We start from the raw sequence: 24,031 nt of genomic DNA, 5'->3' as shown, positions 1-24,031 counted from the left end.
CGCCATGTCGTGTTTCCACAACGCACCGGATAGACGATCCGCTTTGCGCGCGGGCATTCTGTACAGCCTGCCAAGCGGCTGGCATATTGGTGTAAGCGAGCTCAAGCATCGCACTATAAAAATCGCACCATAAGAACATCCTGGAGACCCAATGAAGAACAGCCTTCTCGCCGCCCTGCTGGGCGCCGCCTTCGGCGCCACGCTCGCCGCGCCCGTCCTGGCCCAGTCCAGCGTCCAGATCTACGGCATCGCCGACGCCGGCGTGATGTGGCAGAAAGGCGGCCCGACCAAGATCTACAGCGGCGGCGCCGACGGCTCGCGCATCGGTTTGCGCGGCAACGAAGAACTGGGCAATGGCTACAAGGCGATCTTCAATCTCGAGGCGCGCGTCGAGCTCGATACCGGCGGCCAGCAGCCGGCCCTGATGAACGACAATCCGGGCCGCTACCTGCTGCGCGGCATGCAGGGCATCCCGCAGCCGATCCTGGACCGCCTGCAAGCCACCATCCAGCCGCCCGGCGCACCGGCCGTCAACCAGGAAAAGGCGCTGTTCGACCGCACCGCGATGGTCGGCCTCGTCACCCCGATCGGCGCCTTCCTGCTGGGCCGCATGTACACCCCGGGCTACGAAGTGTTCAACATGGCCGACGTGTTCGAATCCGGCACCGGCGGCACCTGGGGCCACATCACCGGCGGCACCGCCGGCTTCACCGCGCTCGGCGCCGACATCCGCTCGCAGGAAGCGATCCAGTACCGCATCGCCCATCCGAGCGGCTTCGGCGGCTCGGTCATGTACGGTCCGGAAGGCTCGGGCTACCTCGGCCGCTACAAAAAGTTCCGCGCCGTCGCCGCCACCTATAAGGCCAACGGCTTCGACGTCGGCATCGGCTACAACCACGGCTACGACCGCCAGAACCGCCCGAGCCTGCGCACCACCACCGTGGGTGGCTCCTATACCGTCAACGACCGCTGGAAACTGTTCGCCGGCTACCACAGCCAGCGCAACGACAACTCGGCCCTGCTGCCGGACTACCTGGCCGGCTGGGACGGCGCGGTGGCGCCGGCACTGGCGGCGCAAGGCATCCCGACCGGCACCCAGCAGGCGCTGCGCGGCATTTTCCAGCGCGCGATCACCGAGAACACCAAGCAGGACGCCAAGAGCTACCAGCTCGGCTTCCACTACCGGATCGGCGCCGGCCGCATCATGGCGTCGGTGGCGCACCAGAACGACCGCACGCCATCGAACAGCGACGCCGACCTGTATGCGATCGGCTACGACTATTTCCTGTCCAAGCGCACCGACCTGTACACCGTCGCCGCCTTCATCCGCAACGACAACGAAGCCCAGTACACGCCGGGCACCTCGGGCAACCCGGGCGGCTTCACCGAAGCGCCGGGCGCCGACGGCCGCGCGCTGCAGATCGGCATCCGCCACCGTTTCTGAGCGCAACGGGAAACATGACGCCGCCGGGCGTCATGTCCACTGGCCGGCGCGTGCGGTAGCGGCGCCGGTTCAGCGCACCGGAGCGGCGACCGGGGCCAGCACCGGGTTGTCGCCGTGATTACGCGCCGCCGCCTTGTGCACCATGGTGTAGGCGTAATCGACACCCATGCCGTAAGCACCCGAATGTTCGGTGACGACCTTCATCACGGCATCGTAGGTTTCGCGGTTCTTCCAGTCGCGCTGCCACTCGAGCAGCACCTGCTGCCAGGTGACCGGTACCACGCCGGCCTGGATCATGCGCTGCATGGCGAAGTCATGGGCATCCTTCGAGGTGCCGCCCGAGGCATCGGCCACCATGTAGATCTCGTAGTCGCCTTCCAGCATGGCGCACAGGGCAAAGGTGGTGTTGCAGACCTCGGTCCAGAGGCCGGCCACGATCACTTTCTTGCGGCCATTGGCGGCCAGCGCGTCGCGCACTTTCTGATCGTCCCAGGAGTTCATCGAAGTACGCTCGAGGATCGGCTTGCCGGGGAACACGTCGAGCAATTCCGGGTAGGTGTGGCCCGAGAAACTGTCGGTCTCGACCGAGGTAATGATGGTCGGAATGTCGAACACCTTGGCCGCCTTGGCCAGCCCGACCACGTTGTTCTTCAGGGTCTGGCGGTCGATCGACTGCACGCCGAAGGCCATCTGCGGCTGGTGGTCGATGATGATCAGCTGCGAGTTGTGCGGGGTCAGGACGTCGAGTTTCGGGTTGCTCATGGCGGTCTCTTTCTAAGATGGCTGGAAAATAATCATCGAACCGTTCGACGCTCAACTCAGGGAGATCCTGATTCGTTTGCGCCTGGTTTCGATGCGATGGAGTCATTATGCTGGGCCTCACCGCATCTGAAAAACGGAAAAAATCCTGACATTTCATCGAAATTTTCGATCATTGACCGTCGAGTACCATTGGCCCGTCGCGCTCCTCAGAACCGGTGGCGCATCCCCAGCGCATAGGTGCGCGCCCGGTTGGCCGTGCTGAGCCGGTCGCTCTGGGCCACCGCATACAGGTCGGTCCGCTTCGACAGGAAATAGTCGTAACCGAGGGCGCTGGTATCGCGCCGGCTGTCGGCCTGCGACGCGGCATCGAGGTCGGTGCGGGCAAACGACAGCATCACGTTGCCGCCGGCGGCGGGAATCGCCACGCCGGCCTGTGCCGTCCTGGCCTCGAGGCCGGGACGGCGGCTGTCGGCCGTGTCCCAGGACGCGAACAGTTTGACCTGGCCCAGGTCGTAGCTGCCGCCCGCGAACCAGGTCTTCTGCTCCGATTCGCCGACTGTTGCCAGGCCGGGGCCGACGCGGGCGCGCTGCACGGTCAGGTACAGCGCCGCCGGGCCGGCCGCGTAGCTGAGGGTGGCGCCGTCGTTGCGCGCGGAACGGCTGCGCGCGTTCTCGCCGAACGAGGTCAGCAGCGCCAGCCTGAACCCGCCAACGGCCGGCGTGGTGTACGACAGCGCATTGTCCCAGCTGGTGTCGCCCGACACGGCGCGTCCCATCGTGGGCGACCAGACCTGCGCCAGCAGGGGTGCGAAGCGGATCGAGCCGCCGAAGGGATTGGCCTGCGCGGTGGCCACGAACAGGGGATTGAGGATGCGGCCGATCTTGACTTCGCCGGCGCGGCCCTGCAGTCCGACGAAAGCGTTGCGGGCGAACATGGTGTCGCTCGCGGTGCGGCCGGCGGCGCCGCTATCGAGCTGCAGGTAGCCTTCGATCGCATACACCGCCTTCAAGCCGCCGCCCAGGTCCTCGCCGCCGCCGATCCCCCAGTACGAAGTGGTCATGCCGCCGCTGTTGACCTGGCTGGAGGCGGGACCGCCGGCGCTGATCTGCGAGCGTCCGCTCCACAGATCGAGTACGCCGTAGATCTGGGTCGACGACTGGGCACAGGCGTCGCCCCCGATGGCGAGCGCGGCCACCAGGCCGCCTGCCGCAAGAATGGATTTCATGCCGCTTCCTTGTGAATGAACAAGGCTCTAATTATCGTTCGATCACTTAAATTTGTATACATGGCTGTTTCCGATACTTTCGCGTAGTGCCGGACGTGGCTTTACGGTGCCCGGAATGTGCGGAACGCGATTTGCTTTTCCTAATTTGCTGATCGATCTATCATTAGTACAGAGGCCAGCTCGGCCTCGACCACAACCAGGAGACGACATGACCGATCACACCCGAAGAAGGACCTTCCTCAAGCGTGGCGCCATGACAGTGAGCGGCATCGTGCTCACCGGCTGCGGCGTACTCGATGCGCCGCGCCGTCCGGATGCCGCGGCCGGTGCCGACGCCGGCGCGCAGCGGCGCCCGCTGCGCGCGGACGGAACGCCGGTCAGGACCATCGACGTGCATGCTCATTGCGTCGTTCCGCAGGCGCTAACACTGATGGGCATGGACGTGTTCGCGCTCTACCCGAGGACCATGCGGGGCGGGCAGGAGAACGTGATCGTCATCGAGGAACGGCTGGCGCAGATGGATGCACAGGGGGTCGACGTGGAAGTGTTGAGCATCAATCCGTTCTGGTACACGCAGGAACGCACGCTGTCGGCGCGCATCGTGCGCCTGCAGAACGAGAAACTGGCCGAACTGTGCGCGGCGCAGCCGCAGCGCTTCGCCGCCTTCGCCTCGCTGTCGCTGCAGCATCCGGACCTGGCGGTGCGCGAACTGGACCACGCGGTGCGCACGCTGGGCCTGCGCGGCGCGGCGATCGGGGGCAGCGTGGCGGGGGTCGACTTCGCCGATGCCCGCTTCCACCCGGTATGGGCCAAGGCCGAAGAACTCGGCGCCACCCTGTTCGTGCATCCCACCGGCACGCCGGAACTGGCACAGCACTTCCGGGGCAACGGCTGGATGCCGAATGTGATCGGCTATCCGCTCGAGACCACGATCGCCCTGCAGCACATGATCTTCGAGGGCGTGCTCGACAAGTTCCCGGCACTGAAGATCTGCGCCGCCCATGGCGGCGGCTACATCGCCGCCTCGGCGGCGCGCATGGACCATGGCTGCTTCGTCAATCCGGGCGCGTGCGCGCACGGTCCGGCACTGAAAAGGAAGCCGGGCGAGTACCTCGGCCAGTTGTACTTCGACAGCCTGGTGTTCACGCCCGAGGCGCTGCAGAACCTGGTGCGCCAGGTCGGCGCGAGCCAGGTGCTGCTCGGCTCCGACCACCCGTTCCCGTGGTCGGCCAGGCCGGTGGCACACGTGCTGGCGACGGCGCTGCCTGAGGCCGACAAGGCGGCGATCCTGGGCGGCAATGCGCGCCGGCTGCTGGGCCTGCTGACCTGAACGGACTGAAAAGCGCGCCGCGACCAATCCGGTCGCGGCGCCGGATCAGGCGGCGCGCATGCGCTTGAGTACCGACGGCGCGCTGTCGAGGAAGGCATGCACCTTCTGGTCGATCACCCGGTCGAGGTCCTTCGGCACCTGCAGGCCGTAGATCCACTTGCGCACGCCGATGTAGAAGATCGCCGCGTGCAGGCCCCAGATGAATTCGATCTCGTCCTCGACCTGCTGCGGTGTGGGGTCGGGGATGCGGAACTCGCGCCGCATCTCGGCCAGCACCACGTCGAAGATGCGTTCGCGCAGGCGTGCCAGGTAGCGGTTGTTGATGCCTTCGCGGGTCAGTCCGGCGAAGATGAAGATGCGGATCCAGTCGCTCTTGAGGATCACGCGCCCGTACTGGCGGTAGAAATCGGTCAGGCGCTCGACCAGCGGCCGGCTGCGGTCGCGCAGCAGGTCTTCCCATTCGTGGTTCCAGCGCGACAGGTAGACCTCCTGGAAGACGCGGTCGGCCAGCGCCTCCTTGCTCGGGAAGTAGCGGTACAGGAGCGGCTGCGAAACCCCGATCTCCCTGGCCAGCTCGCGCGTGCTGGCGGAAAAGCCGTGGGTAGCAAAATACTTGATCGCCTTCTGGACGATCAGCTGCTCGCGGTCCTCGCGCGCCAGCCGGCGTCCGGTTTCGGGCACCGGCGCCGCGGCCGCTGCGCTTTTTCTGGCGCGGGTTTTCTTTACGACGGTCGAACTCATAGCTGGCTTTCCCCCAAGTGCGTCGAGTATAGAGAGTCGATGATCGTTTGACAAACGGGCGCGCGCCGGGCGCCGGGCGCCGGGCGCTAGGCCAGCGCCGGCGGCACCGCCGTCTCGCGCATCACCGCCGCCGGGGACCGGTAGCGCTCCGCCATGCGCACCTCGTGCTCGTTGGCCAGCTGCGCCTGCATGTAGGCACCCAGGTGGCGCGCATGGGCCACGATGCGCCGGCCATAATCGACCCGCTGCGCCGAATACGCGGCCAGCGCCTCGGCCAGCGGCAGGCATGTCAGCGCTTCGGCCAGCGCCAGCGCGTCACCCGCCGCCTTGGTCACGCCCATGCCGCAGTGCGGGCGCGCGACGAAGGCGGCGTCGCCCAGCAGCACCACCCGGCCGAACGCCAGCCGGGGCGACTCGAGGTCGTAGATCGGCTGGAAGAACGGCTGGGCGGTACGCGCCACCACTTCGGCGAACTGCGGCGCCAGCGACTGCGCGGCCACGGCGCGGATCTCGGCCAGCACCGCGTCCGCGATCAGCGGCGGCGGAATGCCCTTCTCGTGCACCCGGCCCGCGTTGTCGGTCGACAGGCGCCGCAGCTCGGCCGCATCGGCCGGGCGGTACCAGACGAAGTTGTAGCGCCGGCTGCCGGGTTCCATCGCGTTGCCGGCGCCGGCCACCGGATAGCCCAGCATCTGCTCGCGCGGCGGCAGGCAGAAACCGAAGTGGTTGAACAGCCGCGCATGGGTGGCCGCGCCGAGCGCGCTCTCGTCGACCAGGCCGCGCCAGGCCACGTAGCCGGCGTAGCACGGCGCCACCTCTGGCGCCAGCAAGGCGCGCACCGTCGAACGGATGCCGTCGGCCGCCACCAGCACATCGGCCTCGGCGCCGCTGCCGTCGGCGAAACGGATGGCCACCCCGGCGTCGTCCTGGGCCAGCCCGAGCAGGTGCTTGCCGGTGTGATAGCAGCCGGCCGGCAGCGCCGCGCGCAACAGCGCGTACAGCCGCCCCCAGGCGGTGAGCACCTGGCGGTGCGGATGTTCGCCGACCACCTCGCCCGTGCGCGACAAGGTCAGGCGCGATGCGACTTCGACCCCGATGCGGGCGTCGTCGATGCCGAGCCGCGCCAGCACCGCGAACAGTTCGGGATGGGTGACGACGCCGGCGCCGCGCTCGGCCAGTTCCTCGCTCACCCGCTCGTACACGTCGACGCGCCAGCCGGCGCGCTGCAGCAGGTTGGCGGCGAACAGGCCGCCCAGCGAGCCGCCGATGATGGCAACACGTCCTTGATTCATGGTGTTCTCCTCCGGTTGGATGGCCGCGCCCCGCTCATGCCAGGCCGAGGCTGCGCGCTTCTTCGTTGGGATAGTTCATCTCGACCGTGACCCCGCTGGGGTCGGCGATGAACAGCTGGTACAGGCCGAGCGAGGGCACGGTGCGCTCGGTATAGGGGTGGCCGGCGGCTTCCAGCCGCGCGCGCATCCGTTCCAGTCCGGTGGCCAGGAACGCGACATGGTCGACCACGCCGCTGCCCGCGAGCGCGGATTCGTCCTTGTCGCCCAGGTAGTCCTTCAGGCCCTGCGGATCGGCGCGGTCGATGCCGATGATGTGGACCACGCCGAAGTCGGCTTCGTCGCCGCCCCGGTACAGCCAGATGCCGGGGAACCTGAACGGAGGCCGGAACCCCTCCTTCAGTTCCAGGATCGTGGTGTAGAACCGGCGCGAGGCCTCGAGGTCGGTGGTGCGAATCGAATAGTGTCCCAGTTTGCTGATGCCCATCTGCTCCTCCATCTTGTCATCGTCGGTGACGCCGCGGCGCCGCCGTCCGGCCCCGCTGAAGAGGAATATAAGTGATCGATCGATCAATATCAAGCAAACCCGGCACAAGATTTACTTGACATTCAAATCGACGCCGTCGATTATTTATCAAACGATCACCAAATCGACGAATGCCCGGATCGCCCGGCCGCTTTCCCTCATGGAGACAGCATGACAATTCGCATCCGACCCCATGTGCCGCCCGGCGCCGCCGGCTTGGCACGGGCGCGCTCGGCGGTCTGCGCACTCGCCCTCGCCGCCTGTCCTTTCACGCTCCATGCGGAGGAGGTACCGATCCGCATCGGCCTGCCCGTGCCGCTCACCGGTCCCTACGGCGCCGAAGCCCAGGACCAGGTCCGCAACGCCCGCCTCGCGATCCAGGAGTTCAACGACGCCGGCGGGCTGAACGGCCGCAAGGCCGAGCTGCTGGTGCGCGACGACAAGCTCAATCCGGCCGAGGCGGCCACCCGCGCACTCGAACTGATCGAGAAGGACCGCGTCGACTTCATCGTCGGCAGCCTGTCGGCCGCCACCCAGCTGGCGGTCAACAACGTGACGCGCCAGCGCAAGGTGCTGTACGTCTCGATCAGCCAGTCCGATGCGATCAACGAAGCGGCCGACTTCTCGCGCTACACCTTCCACGAGTCGCTCAATCCGCACATGACCACCCAGGCCGTGGGACGCCACGTGTTCAGGAAGGGCATGCGCGTGGCCTTCCTGACCGCCGACTACGCGTATGGCCACGAGATGACGCGCGGCTTCACGCGGGTGGCGCGCGAACTGGGGGCGGTGGTGGCCGGTGAGATCCGGCATCCGCTGGGGGCCACCGACTACTCGCCGTTCGTGCCGCGCCTGCTGGCGATGCGCCCCGACGTGGTGGTATTCAACAACTTCGGGCGCGACAACCAGATCGCGATCAAGCAGGTCGCGGACTTCGGCCTGAAACGCAGCATGCAGTTCGTGACCCCGGTGCTGACCTACACCTCGCGCATGGCGGCGGGCGACCGCGTCTACCAGGACGTGATCGGCGGCAGCTCCTACCACTGGTCGATCGAGGCCGATACACCATCGGCGCGCGCGCTCAACACGCGCTACCGCCAGGCTTATGGCGGCGCCCCGCCGTCCGACTATGGCGCAATGGCGTATTCGGCGGTCAGGTCGGTGCTGCTGGCGGTCAGGGCGGCCGGCAGCAGCGACACCGAAGCCGTGGTCGACGCCCTCACGGCGCTGCGCTACGACACCTACAAGGGCATGCAGTCGTACCGCGCATGCGACCACCAGTCGCTGCAGTCGGTGCTGGTGGTGAAGTCGAAACCGGCGCCGCGCGGCTCGCCCGACGTCTTCACGGTGCTGGGGGTGGCGCCGGCATCGGCCGCGGCCCTGCGCAGCTGCGCCGAACTGGGTCACGCATCGTGAGCCGCCCGGGGTATCCGGCCAGCCACGACGACCGCATGGCCCGCATTCTCCCACGGAGGAACTAGCATGGATGGCATCACCTGGCAGCTGGTCGCACTCCAGCTGTTTACCGGACTCGCGCTGGGCGCGGTCTACGTCTTGCTCGCGGTCGGCCTGTCGCTCATCTTCGGCATGCTGACCATCGTCAACTTCGCCCACGGCGCCTTCTTCATGGTCGGCGCCTACGCCGGTTACGCGCTGTACCACGTCGTGCCCAATTTCTGGCTGTGCCTGGTGCTGGTGCCGCTGGCGACCGGCGCGCTCGGCATGCTGGCCGAGCGGCTGCTGGTACGCCCGCTGTACGGGCGCGGCATCGACTATCCGCTGCTGCTCACCTTCGGCCTGGCCTACGTCATGGTGGAGCTGGCAAGGATCGGCTTCGGCAAACAGGGCCTGCCGGTCGACACCCCCGAGCTGCTCGACGGCGCGGTGGATATCGCGATCGGCTACTTCCCGCTGTACCGGCTGTTCGTGATCGGGGTCGCGGTGATGGTGCTGGCCGCACTGTGGTTCTTCATCGAACGCACCTCGTTCGGCCTGATCGTGCGCGCCGGCGCGCGCGATCCGCAGATCGTGCGCATCCTCGGGATCGACGTGGCGCGCGTGTGGCTGATCGTGTTCGGGGTCGGCACCGGCGTGGCCGGGCTGGCCGGCTTCCTGGCCGCGCCGATGCAGGGCATCAGCCCGGAGATGGGCGGCTCGGTGCTGACCGTGGCGTTCGTGGTCACCGTGGTCGGCGGCATGGGGTCGTTGCCCGGGGCGATTGTCGCCGGTGTACTGGTCGGCGTGGTCGAAAGCCTGGCCGTGCTGTTCGTTCCCGAAGCGGCCAAGGTGTCGATGTTCGTCATCATGGCCCTGGTGTTGCTGCTACGTCCGCAAGGCCTGTTCGGCCGCGCCGGCTTGAACAATTGAGGAGAAGAGCATGAAGGCACTTACCGAGGCACCGGCAGGCGGCGCGAGCGCGCGTCCCCTGCTGCACCGGATCCGCGCCCACCGCGTGCTGGCCAGCGTGCTGGTGCTGCTGGCCCTGCCGTGGCTGGTCGCCAACGAGTCGCTGGCGGTGAACATTCTGGTCTATGGCCTGTTCGGCGCCGGCTTCAACCTGGTATTCGGCTACATGGGCATGCTCTCGTTCGGCCACGCCGCCTTCTTCGGCGCCGGGGCGTACGGCGCCGGGATCCTGATCGCGCAGGCCGGCGCGCCCTGGTGGCTGGCGCTGCCGGCTGCGGTGCTGGCGTGCGCCCTGCTGGCGCTGGCCATGGGCCTGCTCGCGATCCGTACCCGCGGCATCTATTTCGCGATGGTGACGCTGGCGCTGTCGCAATGCGTCTACTTCCTGGTCTACCAGCTGCCGCAGTCCGGCGGCGAGAACGGCCTGCGCGGCGCCAACGTCAGCACGCTGCGGCTGCCCGGCGTGACACTCGACCTGCTCGACCCGACGGTCAAGTATTACGCCTTCCTGGTGCTGGTGGCGCTGGCCCTGCTGGCATTGTCGCGGGTGCTGGAGTCGCCCTTCGGCGCCGTGCTCGAAGCGATCCGCGAGAACGAGGCGCGCACCCGCGCCTGCGGCTTCAACGTCGAGCACACCAAGCTGATGACCTTCGTGCTCTCGGGCGCGCTGTGCGGCCTGGCCGGCGCGCTGGGCGCGATCCACCTGTCGAGCGTGGCGATCGAAAGCCTGCACTATGAAACCTCGGGCCTGGTCGTCATGCTGTGCCTGCTCGGCGGCATGGGCACCTTCTTCGGTCCCTTCGTCGGCGCCGCCCTGTTCCTGCTGATCCAGGACCAGTTCTCGCTCTGGACCGAGCACTGGCAGCTGTACGTGGGCGCGATCTTCATGGGCTTCGTGCTGTTCTTCCCCAAGGGCGTATGGGGCACGCTGCTGCACACCCTGCCGGAGAAAACCGATGGCCGCTGACATCATCCTGCGCGCCGAGCGCCTGACGCGGCGCTTCGGCAAGTTCACCGCCCTCAACGACGTCACGGTCGACTTCGAGCGCGGCAAGCTGACCTCGATCATCGGTCCCAACGGGGCCGGCAAGAGCACCTTCTTCAACGTGCTCTCGGGCAGCTGCGCGCCGACCTCGGGACGCATCGTGTTCGACGGCGCCGACGTGTCCGGCCTGCGCCAGCACGGCTTTGCCCATATCGGCATCGCCAAGTCGTTCCAGATCACCAATGTGTTCCCCGCCTTCAGCGTGCTGGAAAACGTGCGCGTCGCGCTGCAGGCGCGGGTCGCGCGGTTGGACTTCTGGCGCCGCCGCGATGCGCTCGGGCTGGAGCCGCGCGCCCACGCGTTGCTGCAGATGGTGGGCATCGAGCGCCATGCGGCGCGGCCGGCGCGCGAACTGGCGCACGGCCAGCAGCGCGCGCTGGAGATCGCGATCGCGCTGGCGGCCGACCCCAGTCTGCTGCTGATGGACGAGCCGACCGCCGGCATGAGTCCCGAGGAGACCCGCACCATGATGGATCTGGTGCAGCGCCTGGCGCAGCAGCGTACCGTGGTGCTGGTCGAGCACAAGATGAAGATGGTGATGGGGATCAGCGAGCACATCGTGGTGCTGCACCATGGCGAGCTGCTGGCCAGCGGCACCCCGGACGACATCCGCGCCAACGACGAGGTGCGCCGGGTCTACCTCGGCAAGCACTGACCAGACCATCACCGGAGACCACATGCTCAAGATCGACAAGCTCAATGCCTGGTACGGCACCAGCCACGTCCTGCAGAATGTCAGCCTCGAGGTGGGGCGCGGCGAGGTGGTGTCCCTGCTCGGGCGCAACGGCGCCGGCAAGACCACCCTGATCAGGAGCGTGATGGGGCTGGTCGCCCGCACCGGCGGCGCGGTCACCTTCAAGGACCGCGCCCTGCTGGCGCTGCCGGCCCACAGGCGCTACGGCCTGGGCCTGGCCTACGTGCCCGAAGAACGGCGCATCGTGCCCGGCATGACGGTGCTCGAGAACCTGCGCCTGGGTATCCTGGCGGCGCAGGCGCTGCGCGCCGACAGGCACAAGGAAAAGGACATCATCGAGCGCATCGCCGCCACCTTCCCGCGCCTGAAGGAGCGCCTCGGCCAGGAAGCGGTGACGATGTCCGGCGGCGAGCAGCAGATGCTGGCGATCGCGCGCGCCATCGCGTCCGATCCCGACATGATCCTGCTCGACGAACCGTCCGAAGGCATCATGCCGGTACTGGTCGACGAAATGTTCGAACTGTTCACGCAACTCAAGCGCCAGGGCAAGACCATTCTGCTGGTCGAGCAGAGCGTGGAGACGGCGCTGGCCATCTCGGACCGCGCCTACATCCTGGACCAGGGCGCGATCGTGTACGCGCAACGGGCCGCCGTCATGCTGGCCGACCCGCAGATCCAGGAGCGCTACTGCGCGGTGTAAGGCTGCCCTGGCTTGGCCCGGCCGCGCCTCAGGCGACTTCGACCCGTGCCAAGTGCTCGGCCAGCAGGTCGACGAACACGCGGATCTTGTGCGAGCCACGCCGGCTGGCCGGGTACAGCGCATGCAGCCCGACGTCCATCGGACCCGGGTTGACCTGGTAGTCGCCCATCACCGCCACCAATGTGCCGGCGCGCAGGTCGCGCTCGACCAGCCAGCGCGCCAGCATCGCCACCCCGAGTCCGGCCAGCGCGCCCTGGCGCAGCAGCTCGCCGTTGTTGGCCAGGATCACGGCATTGACGGCGATTTCCTCGACCTGCGCCTCGCTCTGTGCCGGCACTGGCGACGATGACGATGCCTGCGCCGGCGCGGACAGCCGGCGCAGGCGCCACACCCGGCGCGCGCCGTCGAAGGCGAACTGCAGGCAATCGTGGCGCCCCAGGTCGGCCGGCAGGCGCGGCGTGCCGCGCGCCGCCAGGTAGGCCGGGCTGGCGCACAGCACCCGTTCGTGTCCGGCCAGGCGGCGCGCCACCAGGTTGGCCTGGGGATCGAGGCCGCCGATGCGGATCGCCACGTCGATCGATTCGTCGACCAGGTTGGCGTCGCTGTCGGACAGGCGCAGGTCCAGGTTCAGGCCCGGGTGGCGCGCGCGCAGCAGCGGCAGGATCGGCGCGATGTGCAGCGCCGCGAAAGTCACCGGCGCGGCCACCCGCAGCACGCCGCCCAGGCCGCGCGCACCGTCGGTTACCAGATCGTCGGCGGCATCGAGCTGCTCCAGGATGCGCAGCGCCTGCTCGTGGTAGGCGCGCCCGGCATCGGTGAGCGTGACGCTGCGCGTCGAGCGGTTCAGCAGGATGGCGCCGAGCCGCGCTTCGAGCGCATCGGCCAGGCGCGTCACCGAGGAAGTGGCCAGGCCGAGCTGGCGCGCGGCCGGGGAAAAGCCGCCACAGGCGGCCACGGTACAGAAAGTCTTGAGTTCGGCGAATCGATCCATGCCTGCCTTTGCGTCTGGCGCAACAGTGTCATCGGCCACGGACGCATTATCGGCAGCCGCGACCACGGGTACAGTCGACACATCTTTTCACACGGAGCCATGCCATGACAAGTCTTCTCGATCCCGTCCGCCTCGGCGACCTGACCCTGCCCAACCGGATCGCGATGTCGCCGCTCACCCGGTCGCGCTCCGGCAGCGACGGCGTACCGACCGCCGACAACGCCGTCTACTACGCGCAGCGCGCCTCGGCCGGCCTGCTCGTCAGCGAAGCGACCAACGTGTCGCGCAACTCTGCCGCCTTCGAGCTGGCGCCGGGGCTGTACAACGAAGCGCAGGTGCTGGGCTGGCGCCGCGTGGCCGAATCGGTGCACGCCGCCGGCGGCACGCTGTTCGTGCAGCTGTGGCACAGCGGCCGCGCCAGCTCGTATGCGCTGCTCGACGGACGCGAGCCGCTGGCGCCGTCGGCCGTCAACGACGACCTGCACCTGGTGCAGGTGTACGGCGCGCTGGCCAACGGCTTCTACACCCGCATCGCCGCCTCGCCGGCGCGTGCCATGACGCCGGCCGAGATCCATTTCGCGATCGAGGAATTCCGCACCGCCGCGCGCCATGCCATGCAGGCCGGCGTCGACGGCGTCGAGATCCACGCCGGCAACGGCTACCTGCCGCACCAGTTCCTGTCGCCCCACACCAACCGCCGCGACGACCAGTTCGGCGGCAGCCCGGCCAACCGCGCGCGCTTCCTCAACCTGGTGCTGCGCGCGGTGCTCGACGAAGTCCCGGCCGGCCGGGTCGGGGTGCGCATCTCGCCCTACGCCGGCTACAACAACGCACCGGACCCGGACGCCGACGCCACCTACGCCTACCTGGCACGCCTGCTGGGCGAAGCCGGCGTGGCCTACCTGCATGCCGCCGACACCAATGCCTGGGGCGGCGCACCCGACATGGCGCGCATGCTGGCGGTGCTGCGGCCGAACTTCGGCGGCACCATCATCGCCAACGGCGGCCTGACACCGGAATCGGCGGCGCCGCTGGTGGCCTCGGGCATGGCCAACATGGCCTCGTTCGGACGCCAGTTCATCGCCAATCCCGACCTGGTCGAACGCATCCGCAGCGGCGGCCCGTACAACGCCCCGGACCCGTTCACCTTCTACGGCGGCGGCCAGCGCGGCTACCTCGACTACGCGACGCTGGACGGGCGTAGCTGACTGTGGCGTACGCGCGAATCGGCCGATTAATCGCTTGCTACTGATCGTTCGATCATTTATTCTCGGAAACTTCTTTTCTTCGGCGCTTCTCCAGCAGCGCCGATTCTCATCGATTTTATTAGCAACTGATAAATAGGGATCTCGCCATGAGACGCTTCACGTTCCGCCAAAAACTGTGGCTGCCGCTGCTCGCCAGCCTGGCCTGCCTGTGCGCCCTGTCGGTGTACGACCTGCTGCATGCGCGCGACCTGCGCATGGCCGAGCGCAAGGCCGACCTGGTCAACCTGGGCCAGTCGGCGCGCACCATCGTCGAGGGCTTCGCCGCCGAGGCCCGCGCCGGACGCCTGAGCCAGGCCGAGGCGCAGCTGCGCGCCAAGGCCGTGCTCAAGTCGATGCGCTACGGCGACGACGGCTACGTGTCGCTGGCGTCGCTGGACGGCCGTGCGATCCAGAACCCGGCCAACCCGGCCAACGACGGCAAGGACATGAACGGCTTCCGCTCGGCCGACGGCGTCTACGTGTTCCAGGAGATCGGCAAGCTGGCAGCATCGCCCGACGGCCACGGCTTCCTGGCCTACCAGTGGCTGCGTCCGGGCGCCAGCGCGGCCTCGACCAAGCTGGCCTATATCGTCAGCCACAAGCCGTGGGGCTGGGCCATGATCACCGGGGTCTACGTCGACGACATCGAGGCCGCCTTCCGGGCTTCGCTGCGCGACGCGGTGCTGGTGTTCGCGGCCGCCGGCGCCCTGCTGTCGGCGATCGTGGCCGGCATCAACCGCAGCCTGTTCCGCACCATCGGTGGCAGCCCCGAATACGCGGCCGACGTGGCGCTGCGCATCGCGGCCAAGGACCTGAGCATGACCGTCGAGACCGACGGCGCCGACCGCTCCAGCCTGCTGTACGCGATGAAGACCATGCAGGAAAACCTGGCCTCCATGATCGGTGCGATCCGCACCAGTGCCGACACCATCGCCACCGCCTCGTCCCAGATCGCGGCCGGCAACAGCGACCTGTCGAACCGCACCGAGTCGCAGGCCAGTTCGCTCGAAGAGACGGCCGCCTCGATGGAACAGCTGACCCAGGGCGTGGCCAGCAACGCCGAACATTCGCGCCAGGCCAGCGTGCTGGCGCAATCGGCGTCGGAAGTGGCGCGCAGGGGCGGCGGCGCGGTGGCCCAGGTAGTCGACACCATGAACGCGATCCATACCAGCGCCGGCCGCATCGAAGCGATCATCGGCGTCATCGACGGCATCGCCTTCCAGACCAACATCCTGGCGCTGAACGCCGCGGTGGAGGCGGCGCGCGCCGGCGAACAGGGGCGCGGCTTCGCGGTGGTGGCGTCCGAGGTGCGCAACCTGGCCCAGCGCAGCGCCGCCGCCGCCAAGGAGATCAAGGTGCTGATCGACGACAGCGTGCGCAGCATCGGCGCCGGCGGCCAGATGGTCGAGCGTGCCGGCGCCACAATGGACGAGGTGGTCGACAGCGTCGGCCGCGTCAGCGCCATCATCGGCGAGATCGCCGCCGCCTCGGGCGAGCAGCGCACCGGCATCGGCCACGTCAACGTGGCGATCACCGAGATGGACGGCGTCACCCAGCAGAACGCGGCGCTGGTCGAGCAGGCGGCGGCCGCCGCCGGCAGCCTGCACCAGCAGGCCAGCGCCCTGTCGCAGCTGGTCAGCAGCTTCCAGCTCGGGGCCGGAGCCCGCGCCGCTGCCGGCGCCGGCGCCGGGCATGCGCCGGCAGCGGCGCGCGGCGCCCCGCGCGAACTGCGCCTGGTCGCCTGAATAGCCGCCGGCATCCGGTACCGTCCGGCGCCTGCGCCACACCCGTCCACCCGCCAAGATCCTCGACCATGATGAAACTACGCACCTTTGCCACCGCCGCCGCCTCGGTCGCCGCCGTGCTTGCCGTCTCCGCGGCCGGCCTGTACCTGTGGGTCCGCCCCGCCGAACTGGCGCCGCTGGCCCACGTCCCGGCCGCCGGCACCGCGACCCTGGTCGCTGCCGGCGCGCGCGTGGTGGCGCTGGGCGACTGCATGGTCTGCCATACGGCGGCGCATGGCCCGGCGTATGCCGGCGGGCGGGCGCTGGACACCCCGTTCGGCACCATCTACAGCACCAACATCACGCCCGACCCGGACACCGGCATCGGCCGCTGGTCGCCCGAAGCGTTCCGGCGCGCCATGCGCGAAGGCGTGGCGCGCGATGGCCACCTGCTGTATCCGGCCTTCCCCTACATCCACTACACGCGCATGTCGGATACCGACATCGACCTGGCCTACGGCTACCTGATGTCGCGCACGCCGGTCCGCAGCGAAGCGCCCCCCAACGGGCTGGTGTTCCCGCTCAACTTCCGGCCGCTGCTGGCGTTCTGGAACGCGCTCTACCTGCACCCGGGCGACGCCGCGATCCCGGCGCGCCAGGATACGCCGCTCGCACGCGGCCGCTACCTGGTCGACACGCTGGGCCACTGCGCCTCGTGCCACAGCGGCATGACGGCGCTCGGCGGCGAGCGCCATCCGCCGTTCCAGGGCGGGAACATCGACGGCTGGGATGCCCCGGCCCTGACCCGCCTGAACGGCGGCGCCGCGCCCTGGACGCAAGCGGAACTGGTCGACTACCTGAGCGGCGGCCTGTCGGCGGCGCATGGCGCGGCCAAGGGGCCGATGCGCGCCGTCACCGAGCGCCTGGCCGGCGTGCCGCGCGAAGACGTGGAAGCGATCGCGGTGTACCTGATGTCGATCCAGTCGGACGCGCCCGCGCACGCTGCGGCAGTCGCCGCCCCCGCCGTTCCGGCCACGGCCACAGCCACGGGCACGGCGACAGCCACGTCCGGCGCCGACGCCGACACCCGGGCCAGCCGCCTGTTCGCCGGGGCCTGTGCCGGATGCCATGCGGCGCCGGCGCCGATGATGCGCAGCGGCGGCCGGCCGGCCCTGGCGCGCAGCAGCGCGGTGCTGGGCGAGCGGCCCGACAACTTCATCCTGACCGTCCTGCACGGCATCCCGGTGGACGGCGCCGCGCCGGTCTACATGCCGCCGTTCGCCGATACCCTCAGCGACGAGCAGATAGCCCTGCTGGCCGCCTACGTCCGCAGCGGCGCCGGCCAGCCGGCCTGGAACGCCGTCGCCCAACACAGCGCCAAGCTGCGCAAGGAGACCCACGAATGACGACCCGCGTCACCATCAACGGCAAGCCGCAGGCACTGCAGGCCGATCCCGCCACCCCGCTACTGTACGTGCTGCGCAATGAACTGCAACTCAACGGCGCCAAGTACGGCTGCGGCATGGGCCAGTGCGGCGCCTGCACCGTGATCCTGGACGGCAAGCCGGTGTTCTCCTGCATCACCCCGCTGGCGGCGCTCGAAGGCCGCGCGGTGCGCACGGTGGAGGATCTGGGCAGCGCCGACAAGCCGGGCCGGCTGCAGGCCGCCTTCATCAAGCACCAGGCGGCCCAGTGCGGCTACTGCATCGCAGGCATGCTGACCCGCGCCCAGGCACTGCTCGATCGCCATCCGCATCCGACCGACCGGCAGATCGTGCGCCACATGGAGCCCAACCTGTGCCGCTGCGGCACCCATCACCGCATCCTGGCGGCGATCCGCGAAGTCGCGCAGGGACCTGCGGCCGGAGCCGCGCATGCACCTGCAACCGGAGCCGCGGCATGAGCGCCCACGACCTGCAAGCCGACGCCGGCCGCCGCGCCGTGCTCAAGGGCGGCGCCCTGGTGGTCGCGTTCTCGCTGCTGCCGGCGGCGGCGCGCGCCGAGTTCAATGCGATGGGTTTGCCGAAACTGGCCAATCCGCGCCTGCCGGGAAGCCTCAAGAACACGCCGCTGCTGGACGCCTGGATCCAGGTGGCGGCGGACGGCAAGGTCACCGTCTGCAGCGGCAAGGTGGAGCTGGGCACGGGCGTGCGCACCGCGCTGATGCAGGTGGCGCTGGAACAGCTCGAGCTGGCGCCGGCCGACATCCGCTTCATCGGCGGCGACACGCTGCTCACACCCAACGAAGGCTATACCGCCGGCAGCCACACCATGGCCGACAGCGGCACCGCCCTGCTGCACGCGTCGGCCCAGGTCGCGGCCCTGCTGCGCGCCGGCGCCGCCCGCCAGTGGCTGGTAGCGCCCGACAGCGTCGTACTGCGTGCCGGACGGGTACGCGGCCCGGGCGGCATCAGCATGCATTATGGCGCCGCGCTCAAGGGCCTGGATGCAGCCGGCCTGCACCGCGCCGCCAGCGAGACGTCGCCGCTGCGCGCGCCCGCCGAGTACCGGATGATCGGCGCCTCGCTGCCGCGGGTCGACATTCCGGCCAAGGTCAGCGGCGGCGCCGCCTACGTGCAGGACCTGCGCCTGCCGGGCATGCTGCATGCGCGCGTGGTGCGCCCGCCGCGGCTGGGCGCGCGCCTGGTGCAGGCCGACCTGGCGGCGGTGCGGCGCCTGCCGGGCGTGCGCCAGGTGCTGCGCGACGGCAGCTACCTGGCGGTGCTGGCCGACGACGAATGGCGCGCGGTCGGCGCCATGCAGGCGCTCGCCGCCGGCGCGCGCTGGGAAGGCGGCAAGACCCTGCCGCGCCCCGACGCCATCCATGCCACGCTGCAGGCGCTGCCGTCACAGGACATCGTGATCCTCGAGCAGGGCCGCCAGCGCGCCGCAGCCGGACCGTCGGTCAGCGCGCGCTACACCAAGCAGTACGTGGCGCATGGATCGATCGGCCCTTCGTGCGCGGTCGGCCTGCTGAAGGACGGGGTGCTGACGGTCTGGACCCATACCCAGGGCGTGTACCCGCTGCGCGCGGCGCTGGCCGAACTGGTACGCATGCCGCTGGAGAAGGTGCGCTGCATCCATACCGAGGGCTCGGGCTGCTACGGCCACAATGCGGCCGACGATGTCGCCGCCGACGCCGCGCTGCTGGCCTGCGCCGCGCCCGGCAGCCCGGTGCGGGTGCAGCTGATGCGCGACCAGGAACACCTGTGGGAACCGTATGCGCCGGCGATGCTGGCGACGGTGCAGGCCGGGCTCGGCGCCGACGGCCGCATCGACCAGTGGAACTACGAACTGTGGAGCGGCTCGCACAACGAGCGGCCGGGCAATGCCGGCAAGCTGACCGCCGCCGGCCTGCTGGCAGCGCCAATCCTGCCGACGCCCTCGCTGCCGATGCCGATGCCCGAGGGCGGGGGGGACCGCAATGCGCTGCCGCTGTACGACATCCCGAATGCGCGCATCGTCAACCACTTCCTGCCGGTGACGCCGCTGCGCACCTCGGCCATGCGTTCGCTGGGAGCGCACCTGAACCTGGTGGCGATCGAAAGCACGATCGACCAGCTGGCCGCGCTGGCCAAGGCCGATCCGGTACGTTTCCGGCTCGATCACCTGGCCAGCCAGCCGCGCGCGCAGGCGGTGGTGGAGCGCGCCGCGCGCATGTTCGGCTGGAAGCCCGGTGCGGACCGGTCCGCCAGCCCGGCGCCGCAGGCGGCCTCCCGGCGCGGAGTCGGCTTCGGCTTCGGCCAGTACAAGAACCGCATGGCGTTCGTCGCCATCGCGGTCGAAGTGGCCTACGATCCCGACCGCGAGAGCCTGCGCATCCTGCGCGTGGCGTGCGCGGCCGACTGCGGCCAGGTGGTCAACCCGGACGGCGTGCGCAACCAGCTCGAAGGCGCCATCATCCAGTCGGCCAGCTGGACCCTGCAGGAACGGCTGAGCTACGGCCCCGGCGGCGTAGCCAGCTTCGACTGGAGCACCTATCCGATCCTGCGTTTTTCAGGCGTGCCGGAGCGGATCGACGTGGCCCTGCTCGACCAGCCCGGCCAGCCCATGCTGGGCGTGGCCGAGGCGGCGCAGGGGCCGATGGCGGCGGCGCTGGCCAATGCGCTGGCGCGCGCCAGCGGCGTGCGGCGCCACGATCTTCCGCTGTTGCGCCAGTCCTCGTGAAGTGCGCGCCGGCGGCGTGCCCGCGGAGGGCCTGGTCGGGTAGAATAATGGCTCATCGTTACGCCGGACCTTTCCACCACCATGAGCACAGCACCACTGGACGCCAGCGCCGTCGCGCAATACCTGATCGACCATCCGCAGTTCTTCGAGGAACACGCCGGCCTGCTGGGCGAAGTGAAACTGTCCAGCCCGCTCATGGGGCGCGCGGTGTCGCTCCAGGAACGCCAGATGGAAGTGATGCGCGACAAATACCGCGCGCTCGAACTGCGCCTGTCGGAACTGTCGCGCCGCGCCGAAGAAAACGCCGGCATCGCCAACCGCTTCCACGCCTGGACCCAGGCGCTGCTGGTGTCGCGTGGCGGCGCGGCGATGGCGGGCGACCTGGTCGAAGGCCTGCGCGTGCACTTCAGCGTGCCGCAAGTCACGCTGCGTCTGTGGAACGTGAAGCCGGAACATGGCGCCGAGGCCTTCACCCGCGACGTGAGCGACGACGTGCGCATCTTCGCCAACAGCCTGCGCGCGCCGTATTGCGGCCCGAACAACGATTTCGAAGCGGTGCGCTGGCTGCCGGAAGCGGACACGATCCGCTCGACCGTCATGCTGCCGCTGGGCGCGCCGGGCCAGAGCTTCGGCCTGCTGGTGCTGGGCTCGCCCGACCCGGCGCGCTTCACGGTCGCGATGGCGACCGACTTCCTGGTCCACATCGCCGCCACCGCCACTACCGCGCTGCAACCGCTGCGCGCCTGAGCGGGACTTACGCGTGGACAAGGTCGACGCCCCTGACGACTGGGCCACGCGTTATCTGACCGAGCTGGCCACGCAGCGCCAGCTGTCGGCGCACACGGTGGCCGCCTACCGGCGCGACCTGGCCGAGCTGGCCACGCTGGCCGGCCACGGCGACTGGACCCGCCTCACCCACTTCGACATCCGCCGCTTCGCCGCCAAGCTGCACGCCGGCGGCCAGTCGGCGCGCTCGATCGCGCGCAAGCTGTCGGGCTGGCGCGGCTTCTATGAATGGCTGGCGCTGCACACCAGCCTGGCCGCGAATCCGGTCGACGGCGTGCGCGCGCCCAAGCGGCCCAAGACACTGCCCAAGGCACTGGCTGTCGACGACGCCGTGCAACTGATGGAAGCGAACCCGCGCGGCCACGCCGAACCGTTCGAACTGTGCAACCGCGCCATGTTCGAGCTGCTGTATTCGAGCGGGCTGCGGGTGTCGGAACTGGCCGGTCTCGACGTTTCATGGCAAGACCCGCGCGCCGGCGGCCAGCCTTCGCTCGGCTGGTTCGACCCGCAGGCCGGCGAAGTGGTGGTCACCGGCAAGGGCAACAAGATGCGCCGGGTGCCGGTGGGCGGACCGGCGCGCGAGGCCCTGGCAGCCTGGCTGGCGGTGCGTCCGGCCGCGCGCGACGGCAGCGCTGCCCTGTTTTTGTCGGCGCGCGACACCCGCATCAGCCCGCGCGTGGTGCAAAGCAGGCTGAAACAGCATGCATTGCGCGCCGGCACCCCGGTGCATGTGCACCCGCACGTGCTGCGCCACTCGTTTGCCTCGCACCTGCTGCAATCCTCGGGCGACCTGCGCGCGGTGCAGGAACTGCTGGGCCACGCCAGCATCACCTCGACCCAGGTATATACTGCGCTCGACTTCCAGCACCTGGCGGCGGTGTACGACAAGGCCCATCCGCGCGCCAAAGTGAAATAAGCGCAAAGTAAGCACATGCGCCACGCAGGAACAGCCATCGGTTTGAACTCGATCAAGCCGCGACACGGTTGATGGTGAGGTTGCAAGAATTGCGGCATAATCCCCCGGTTCTTTCGTCCCACCCCGACATTCAACACGAGTAGCGAACCAATGGACCTGATCCCCAGCACCATCCTGACCGGCTTTCTCGGCGCGGGCAAAACCACCCTGCTCAACCGCATCCTGCAGGAAGAGCACGGCATGCGCATCGCCGTCATCGAGAACGAATTTGGCCAGGAAAATATCGACAACGAAATCCTGGTGCAGGACACGGGCGAGCAGATCGTCGAAATGAACAACGGCTGTATCTGCTGCACCGTGCGCGGCGACCTGATCGTGGCGCTGACCAATCTGGCACAGAAGCGCAAGGCCGGCGAGATCAGTTTCGACCGCGTGGTGATCGAGACCACGGGCCTGGCCAATCCGGGCCCGGTGGCGCAGACCTTCTTCGTCGACGAAGAAGTGGGCGCCCACTACATGCTCGACGCGGTGGTCACCGTGGTCGATGCGCGCCATGCGATGGACCAGCTGGACCAGCACGAGGAAGCCCAGCGCCAGGTCGGGTTCGCCGACAAGATCCTGCTGTCGAAGACCGACCTGGTCGAGCCGGAAGCGGTCGAGCGCCTGAAAACGCGTCTGACGCGCATCAACCCGCGTGCACCGATCTCGACCAGCGACTTCGGCCGTGCGCCGATCGCCGAAGTGCTCGACCTGCGCGGCTTCAACCTGAACGACAAGCTGGAACTGGATCCGGATTTCCTGCTGGTGGACGAAGGCCACGATCATGATCACGAGCACGGCCATGATCACGACCACTGCGGTCATGACCACGCACACGGCGAAGCCTGCAGCCACGACCACCACCACGGCCACCACAGCGACGACATCGCCGCCTTCGTGTTCAAGAGCGAGCGCGCTTTTGACCCTGAGCGCCTGGAACAGTTCCTGGGCAGCCTGGTCAACGTATTCGGCCCGCAAATGCTGCGCTACAAGGGCGTGCTGCGGATGGCAGGCGTGGACCGCAAGGTGGTGTTCCAGGGCGTGCACCAGATCATGGGCAGCGACGTCGGACCGAAGTGGAGCGATAGTGAAACGCCCGCCACCAAGATGGTGTTTATTGGTAAAAATTTACCAAAAGACGTATTTATCCGTGGTCTGGAACAATGTTTGGTATAAACTGCATCAGTTTGACTGGTCTGCCTGGCGTCGCCTGACGACTCGCCTCGACAGTTTGTCGGCCCGCCGGACCGCCCATATGGGCAAGCCGCCCACAGGGCGAACCGCCCCAGCCGCGCATGCGGCGCGGACGGAGAAGGGATGGCGCAACGTCGCCATCAAGGCAGCTGGTGTTGCAGATCGCCCCGCGCACGTGCGCCGGGGTATCACTGCAGAGCTAGCTGATAAAATGAAAACCTCTGTCGTATCGAAGGCATCATGACTAAAACAACGAAACCGAATACCGCCCAGCCCGAAGAACGCCTCCTGACGGAAGAAGAGATTCGGGCAATGGGCGATGACGACTACATGAATCCGGCCCAGCTGGCGTTTTTCAAGAACCGCCTGCAAGAGCTCGAGAAAGACCTGCTGAAGAACGCCGGCGAAACCACCGAACACCTGCGCGAAACCGTGCTGGTGCCGGACCCAGCCGACCGCGCCACGATCGAAGAAGAGCACGCGCTCGAACTGCGCACCCGCGACCGCGAGCGCAAGCTGCTCAAGAAAGTGCAGCAATCGATGCAGGCGATCGACGCCGGCGAATACGGCTGGTGCGAAGAAACCGGCGAACCGATCGGCATCCCGCGCCTGATCGCACGCCCGACCGCGACCCTGTCGCTGGAAGCCCAGCAGCGCCGCGAACTGAAGCAAAAGCTGTACGGCGACTGAGGCCTGCCTCACGCCCGATCGAGAAAAGCATGCGGCTCCGGTCGCATGCTTTTTTTGTTTGAGGCGCCGCTTTTCTCTGCCTTCCCCGGACCGGCCGCGCACCAGACATGCGCA

The 24,031-nt window shown here is 68.6% G+C and carries 22 protein-coding genes; 16 read left to right on the top strand and 6 right to left on the bottom strand.

Annotated features, from left to right (window positions below):
• Window positions 1-151 precede the first annotated feature (151 nt).
• Window positions 152-1,444 (top strand): porin, encoded by a 1,293-nt coding sequence (locus tag RTQ83_RS09490; RefSeq protein WP_312513689.1) that lies wholly within the window; start codon window positions 152-154, stop codon window positions 1,442-1,444.
• A 69-nt stretch (window positions 1,445-1,513) separates the two neighbouring features.
• Here the strand turns inward: RTQ83_RS09490 and RTQ83_RS09485 are convergent, their stop codons facing one another.
• Entirely contained in the window at window positions 1,514-2,206 is a 693-nt protein-coding gene (locus RTQ83_RS09485; RefSeq protein WP_312513687.1) for a hydrolase, read from the bottom strand.
• Between the two features lie 206 nt (window positions 2,207-2,412).
• Window positions 2,413-3,432: a porin gene (locus RTQ83_RS09480; protein WP_312513685.1), complete on the bottom strand. Its 1,020-nt coding sequence runs from the start codon at window positions 3,430-3,432 to the stop codon at window positions 2,413-2,415.
• A 208-nt stretch (window positions 3,433-3,640) separates the two neighbouring features.
• Here RTQ83_RS09480 and RTQ83_RS09475 point away from each other — a divergent pair, with 208 nt between their 5' ends.
• Window positions 3,641-4,762, top strand: a complete 1,122-nt coding sequence (locus RTQ83_RS09475) for an amidohydrolase family protein (RefSeq protein ID WP_312513683.1) — start codon at window positions 3,641-3,643, stop codon at window positions 4,760-4,762.
• A 45-nt stretch (window positions 4,763-4,807) separates the two neighbouring features.
• Here RTQ83_RS09475 and RTQ83_RS09470 read toward each other — a convergent pair whose 3' ends face one another.
• From RTQ83_RS09470 to RTQ83_RS09460, 3 genes are all read right to left on the bottom strand, one after another.
• The gene (locus tag RTQ83_RS09470) at window positions 4,808-5,503 is read right to left on the bottom strand and encodes a TetR/AcrR family transcriptional regulator (RefSeq protein ID WP_312513681.1); all 696 of its coding nucleotides are present in this window, start codon (window positions 5,501-5,503) and stop codon (window positions 4,808-4,810) included.
• 86 nt (window positions 5,504-5,589) lie between these two features.
• Window positions 5,590-6,795, bottom strand: a complete 1,206-nt coding sequence (locus RTQ83_RS09465; RefSeq protein ID WP_312513679.1) for an FAD binding domain-containing protein — start codon at window positions 6,793-6,795, stop codon at window positions 5,590-5,592.
• Window positions 6,796-6,829: 34 nt separating this feature from the next.
• Window positions 6,830-7,279, bottom strand: coding sequence for a VOC family protein (locus RTQ83_RS09460; RefSeq protein ID WP_312513677.1), 450 nt, complete (start codon window positions 7,277-7,279; stop codon window positions 6,830-6,832).
• 210 nt (window positions 7,280-7,489) lie between these two features.
• Here RTQ83_RS09460 and RTQ83_RS09455 point away from each other — a divergent pair, with 210 nt between their 5' ends.
• The 5 genes from RTQ83_RS09455 to RTQ83_RS09435 all read left to right on the top strand — a co-directional run bounded on the left by RTQ83_RS09455 (window position 7,490) and on the right by RTQ83_RS09435 (window position 12,163).
• On the top strand, window positions 7,490-8,734 hold the full coding sequence (locus RTQ83_RS09455) for an ABC transporter substrate-binding protein (RefSeq protein ID WP_312513675.1): 1,245 nt from the start codon (window positions 7,490-7,492) through the stop codon (window positions 8,732-8,734).
• Window positions 8,735-8,800: 66 nt separating this feature from the next.
• Complete coding sequence (locus RTQ83_RS09450) at window positions 8,801-9,685, top strand: branched-chain amino acid ABC transporter permease (protein ID WP_312513673.1); 885 nt, start codon at window positions 8,801-8,803, stop codon at window positions 9,683-9,685.
• 10 nt (window positions 9,686-9,695) lie between these two features.
• Window positions 9,696-10,691 carry a branched-chain amino acid ABC transporter permease gene (locus tag RTQ83_RS09445; RefSeq protein ID WP_312513671.1) on the top strand — a complete coding sequence of 332 codons (996 nt, stop codon included), beginning with the start codon at window positions 9,696-9,698 and terminating at the stop codon, window positions 10,689-10,691.
• A complete protein-coding gene (locus RTQ83_RS09440; RefSeq protein WP_312513669.1) occupies window positions 10,681-11,424 on the top strand; it encodes an ABC transporter ATP-binding protein in 744 nt (247 codons plus the stop codon). The genes RTQ83_RS09445 and RTQ83_RS09440 overlap by 11 nt, the downstream gene beginning before the upstream one ends.
• 22 nt (window positions 11,425-11,446) lie before the next feature.
• Window positions 11,447-12,163 carry an ABC transporter ATP-binding protein gene (locus RTQ83_RS09435; RefSeq protein WP_312513667.1) on the top strand — a complete coding sequence of 239 codons (717 nt, stop codon included), beginning with the start codon at window positions 11,447-11,449 and terminating at the stop codon, window positions 12,161-12,163.
• A 28-nt stretch (window positions 12,164-12,191) separates the two neighbouring features.
• Here the strand turns inward: RTQ83_RS09435 and RTQ83_RS09430 are convergent, their stop codons facing one another.
• Complete coding sequence (locus tag RTQ83_RS09430) at window positions 12,192-13,154, bottom strand: LysR substrate-binding domain-containing protein (protein ID WP_312513665.1); 963 nt, start codon at window positions 13,152-13,154, stop codon at window positions 12,192-12,194.
• A gap of 104 nt (window positions 13,155-13,258) precedes the next feature.
• On the opposite strand from RTQ83_RS09430, the gene RTQ83_RS09425 reads away from it, so the two are divergent.
• The 9 genes from RTQ83_RS09425 (at window position 13,259) to dksA (ending at window position 23,917) form a co-directional block, all read left to right on the top strand.
• Window positions 13,259-14,362, top strand: a complete 1,104-nt coding sequence (locus tag RTQ83_RS09425) for an alkene reductase (RefSeq protein WP_312513663.1) — start codon at window positions 13,259-13,261, stop codon at window positions 14,360-14,362.
• 146 nt (window positions 14,363-14,508) lie between these two features.
• Window positions 14,509-16,146, top strand: a complete 1,638-nt coding sequence (locus RTQ83_RS09420; RefSeq protein WP_312513661.1) for a methyl-accepting chemotaxis protein — start codon at window positions 14,509-14,511, stop codon at window positions 16,144-16,146.
• A gap of 71 nt (window positions 16,147-16,217) precedes the next feature.
• On the top strand, window positions 16,218-17,531 hold the full coding sequence (locus tag RTQ83_RS09415) for a c-type cytochrome (RefSeq protein WP_409456097.1): 1,314 nt from the start codon (window positions 16,218-16,220) through the stop codon (window positions 17,529-17,531).
• Window positions 17,528-18,028, top strand: a complete 501-nt coding sequence (locus RTQ83_RS09410) for a 2Fe-2S iron-sulfur cluster-binding protein (protein ID WP_312513657.1) — start codon at window positions 17,528-17,530, stop codon at window positions 18,026-18,028. The genes RTQ83_RS09415 and RTQ83_RS09410 overlap by 4 nt, the downstream gene beginning before the upstream one ends.
• A complete protein-coding gene (locus tag RTQ83_RS09405) occupies window positions 18,025-20,292 on the top strand; it encodes a molybdopterin cofactor-binding domain-containing protein (protein WP_312513655.1) in 2,268 nt (755 codons plus the stop codon). Before RTQ83_RS09410 ends, RTQ83_RS09405 begins: the two co-directional genes overlap by 4 nt.
• An 81-nt stretch (window positions 20,293-20,373) precedes the next feature.
• Entirely contained in the window at window positions 20,374-21,039 is a 666-nt protein-coding gene (locus tag RTQ83_RS09400; protein WP_312513653.1) for a DUF484 family protein, read from the top strand.
• A 13-nt stretch (window positions 21,040-21,052) separates the two neighbouring features.
• The gene (gene xerC / locus RTQ83_RS09395) at window positions 21,053-21,994 is read left to right on the top strand and encodes a tyrosine recombinase XerC (RefSeq protein ID WP_312513650.1); all 942 of its coding nucleotides are present in this window, start codon (window positions 21,053-21,055) and stop codon (window positions 21,992-21,994) included.
• Window positions 21,995-22,144: 150 nt separating this feature from the next.
• Entirely contained in the window at window positions 22,145-23,209 is a 1,065-nt protein-coding gene (locus RTQ83_RS09390) for a GTP-binding protein (protein ID WP_312513648.1), read from the top strand.
• A gap of 258 nt (window positions 23,210-23,467) precedes the next feature.
• Complete coding sequence (gene dksA, locus RTQ83_RS09385) at window positions 23,468-23,917, top strand: RNA polymerase-binding protein DksA (protein ID WP_312513646.1); 450 nt, start codon at window positions 23,468-23,470, stop codon at window positions 23,915-23,917.
• Window positions 23,918-24,031 lie beyond the last annotated feature (114 nt).

The organism is Massilia sp. (assembly GCF_031995545.1).
GTDB lineage: Bacteria > Pseudomonadota > Gammaproteobacteria > Burkholderiales > Burkholderiaceae_D > Telluria.
This window is presented reverse-complemented; position numbering and strand designations above follow the sequence as displayed.

Excerpts from the sequence above, each read along its gene's own strand:
- RTQ83_RS09490 (WP_312513689.1), top strand. The coding sequence starts at position 152 with ATGAAGAACAGCCTTCTCGCCGCCCTGCTGGGCGCCGCCTTCGGCGCC.
- RTQ83_RS09485 (WP_312513687.1), bottom strand. The coding sequence starts at position 2,206 with ATGAGCAACCCGAAACTCGACGTCCTGACCCCGCACAACTCGCAGCTG.
- RTQ83_RS09480 (WP_312513685.1), bottom strand. The coding sequence starts at position 3,432 with ATGAAATCCATTCTTGCGGCAGGCGGCCTGGTGGCCGCGCTCGCCATC.
- RTQ83_RS09475 (WP_312513683.1), top strand. The coding sequence starts at position 3,641 with ATGACCGATCACACCCGAAGAAGGACCTTCCTCAAGCGTGGCGCCATG.
- RTQ83_RS09470 (WP_312513681.1), bottom strand. The coding sequence starts at position 5,503 with ATGAGTTCGACCGTCGTAAAGAAAACCCGCGCCAGAAAAAGCGCAGCG.
- RTQ83_RS09465 (WP_312513679.1), bottom strand. The coding sequence starts at position 6,795 with ATGAATCAAGGACGTGTTGCCATCATCGGCGGCTCGCTGGGCGGCCTG.
- RTQ83_RS09460 (WP_312513677.1), bottom strand. The coding sequence starts at position 7,279 with ATGGGCATCAGCAAACTGGGACACTATTCGATTCGCACCACCGACCTC.
- RTQ83_RS09455 (WP_312513675.1), top strand. The coding sequence starts at position 7,490 with ATGACAATTCGCATCCGACCCCATGTGCCGCCCGGCGCCGCCGGCTTG.
- RTQ83_RS09450 (WP_312513673.1), top strand. The coding sequence starts at position 8,801 with ATGGATGGCATCACCTGGCAGCTGGTCGCACTCCAGCTGTTTACCGGA.
- RTQ83_RS09445 (WP_312513671.1), top strand. The coding sequence starts at position 9,696 with ATGAAGGCACTTACCGAGGCACCGGCAGGCGGCGCGAGCGCGCGTCCC.
- RTQ83_RS09440 (WP_312513669.1), top strand. The coding sequence starts at position 10,681 with ATGGCCGCTGACATCATCCTGCGCGCCGAGCGCCTGACGCGGCGCTTC.
- RTQ83_RS09435 (WP_312513667.1), top strand. The coding sequence starts at position 11,447 with ATGCTCAAGATCGACAAGCTCAATGCCTGGTACGGCACCAGCCACGTC.
- RTQ83_RS09430 (WP_312513665.1), bottom strand. The coding sequence starts at position 13,154 with ATGGATCGATTCGCCGAACTCAAGACTTTCTGTACCGTGGCCGCCTGT.
- RTQ83_RS09425 (WP_312513663.1), top strand. The coding sequence starts at position 13,259 with ATGACAAGTCTTCTCGATCCCGTCCGCCTCGGCGACCTGACCCTGCCC.
- RTQ83_RS09420 (WP_312513661.1), top strand. The coding sequence starts at position 14,509 with ATGAGACGCTTCACGTTCCGCCAAAAACTGTGGCTGCCGCTGCTCGCC.
- RTQ83_RS09415 (WP_409456097.1), top strand. The coding sequence starts at position 16,218 with ATGAAACTACGCACCTTTGCCACCGCCGCCGCCTCGGTCGCCGCCGTG.
- RTQ83_RS09410 (WP_312513657.1), top strand. The coding sequence starts at position 17,528 with ATGACGACCCGCGTCACCATCAACGGCAAGCCGCAGGCACTGCAGGCC.
- RTQ83_RS09405 (WP_312513655.1), top strand. The coding sequence starts at position 18,025 with ATGAGCGCCCACGACCTGCAAGCCGACGCCGGCCGCCGCGCCGTGCTC.
- RTQ83_RS09400 (WP_312513653.1), top strand. The coding sequence starts at position 20,374 with ATGAGCACAGCACCACTGGACGCCAGCGCCGTCGCGCAATACCTGATC.
- RTQ83_RS09390 (WP_312513648.1), top strand. The coding sequence starts at position 22,145 with ATGGACCTGATCCCCAGCACCATCCTGACCGGCTTTCTCGGCGCGGGC.
- dksA (WP_312513646.1), top strand. The coding sequence starts at position 23,468 with ATGACTAAAACAACGAAACCGAATACCGCCCAGCCCGAAGAACGCCTC.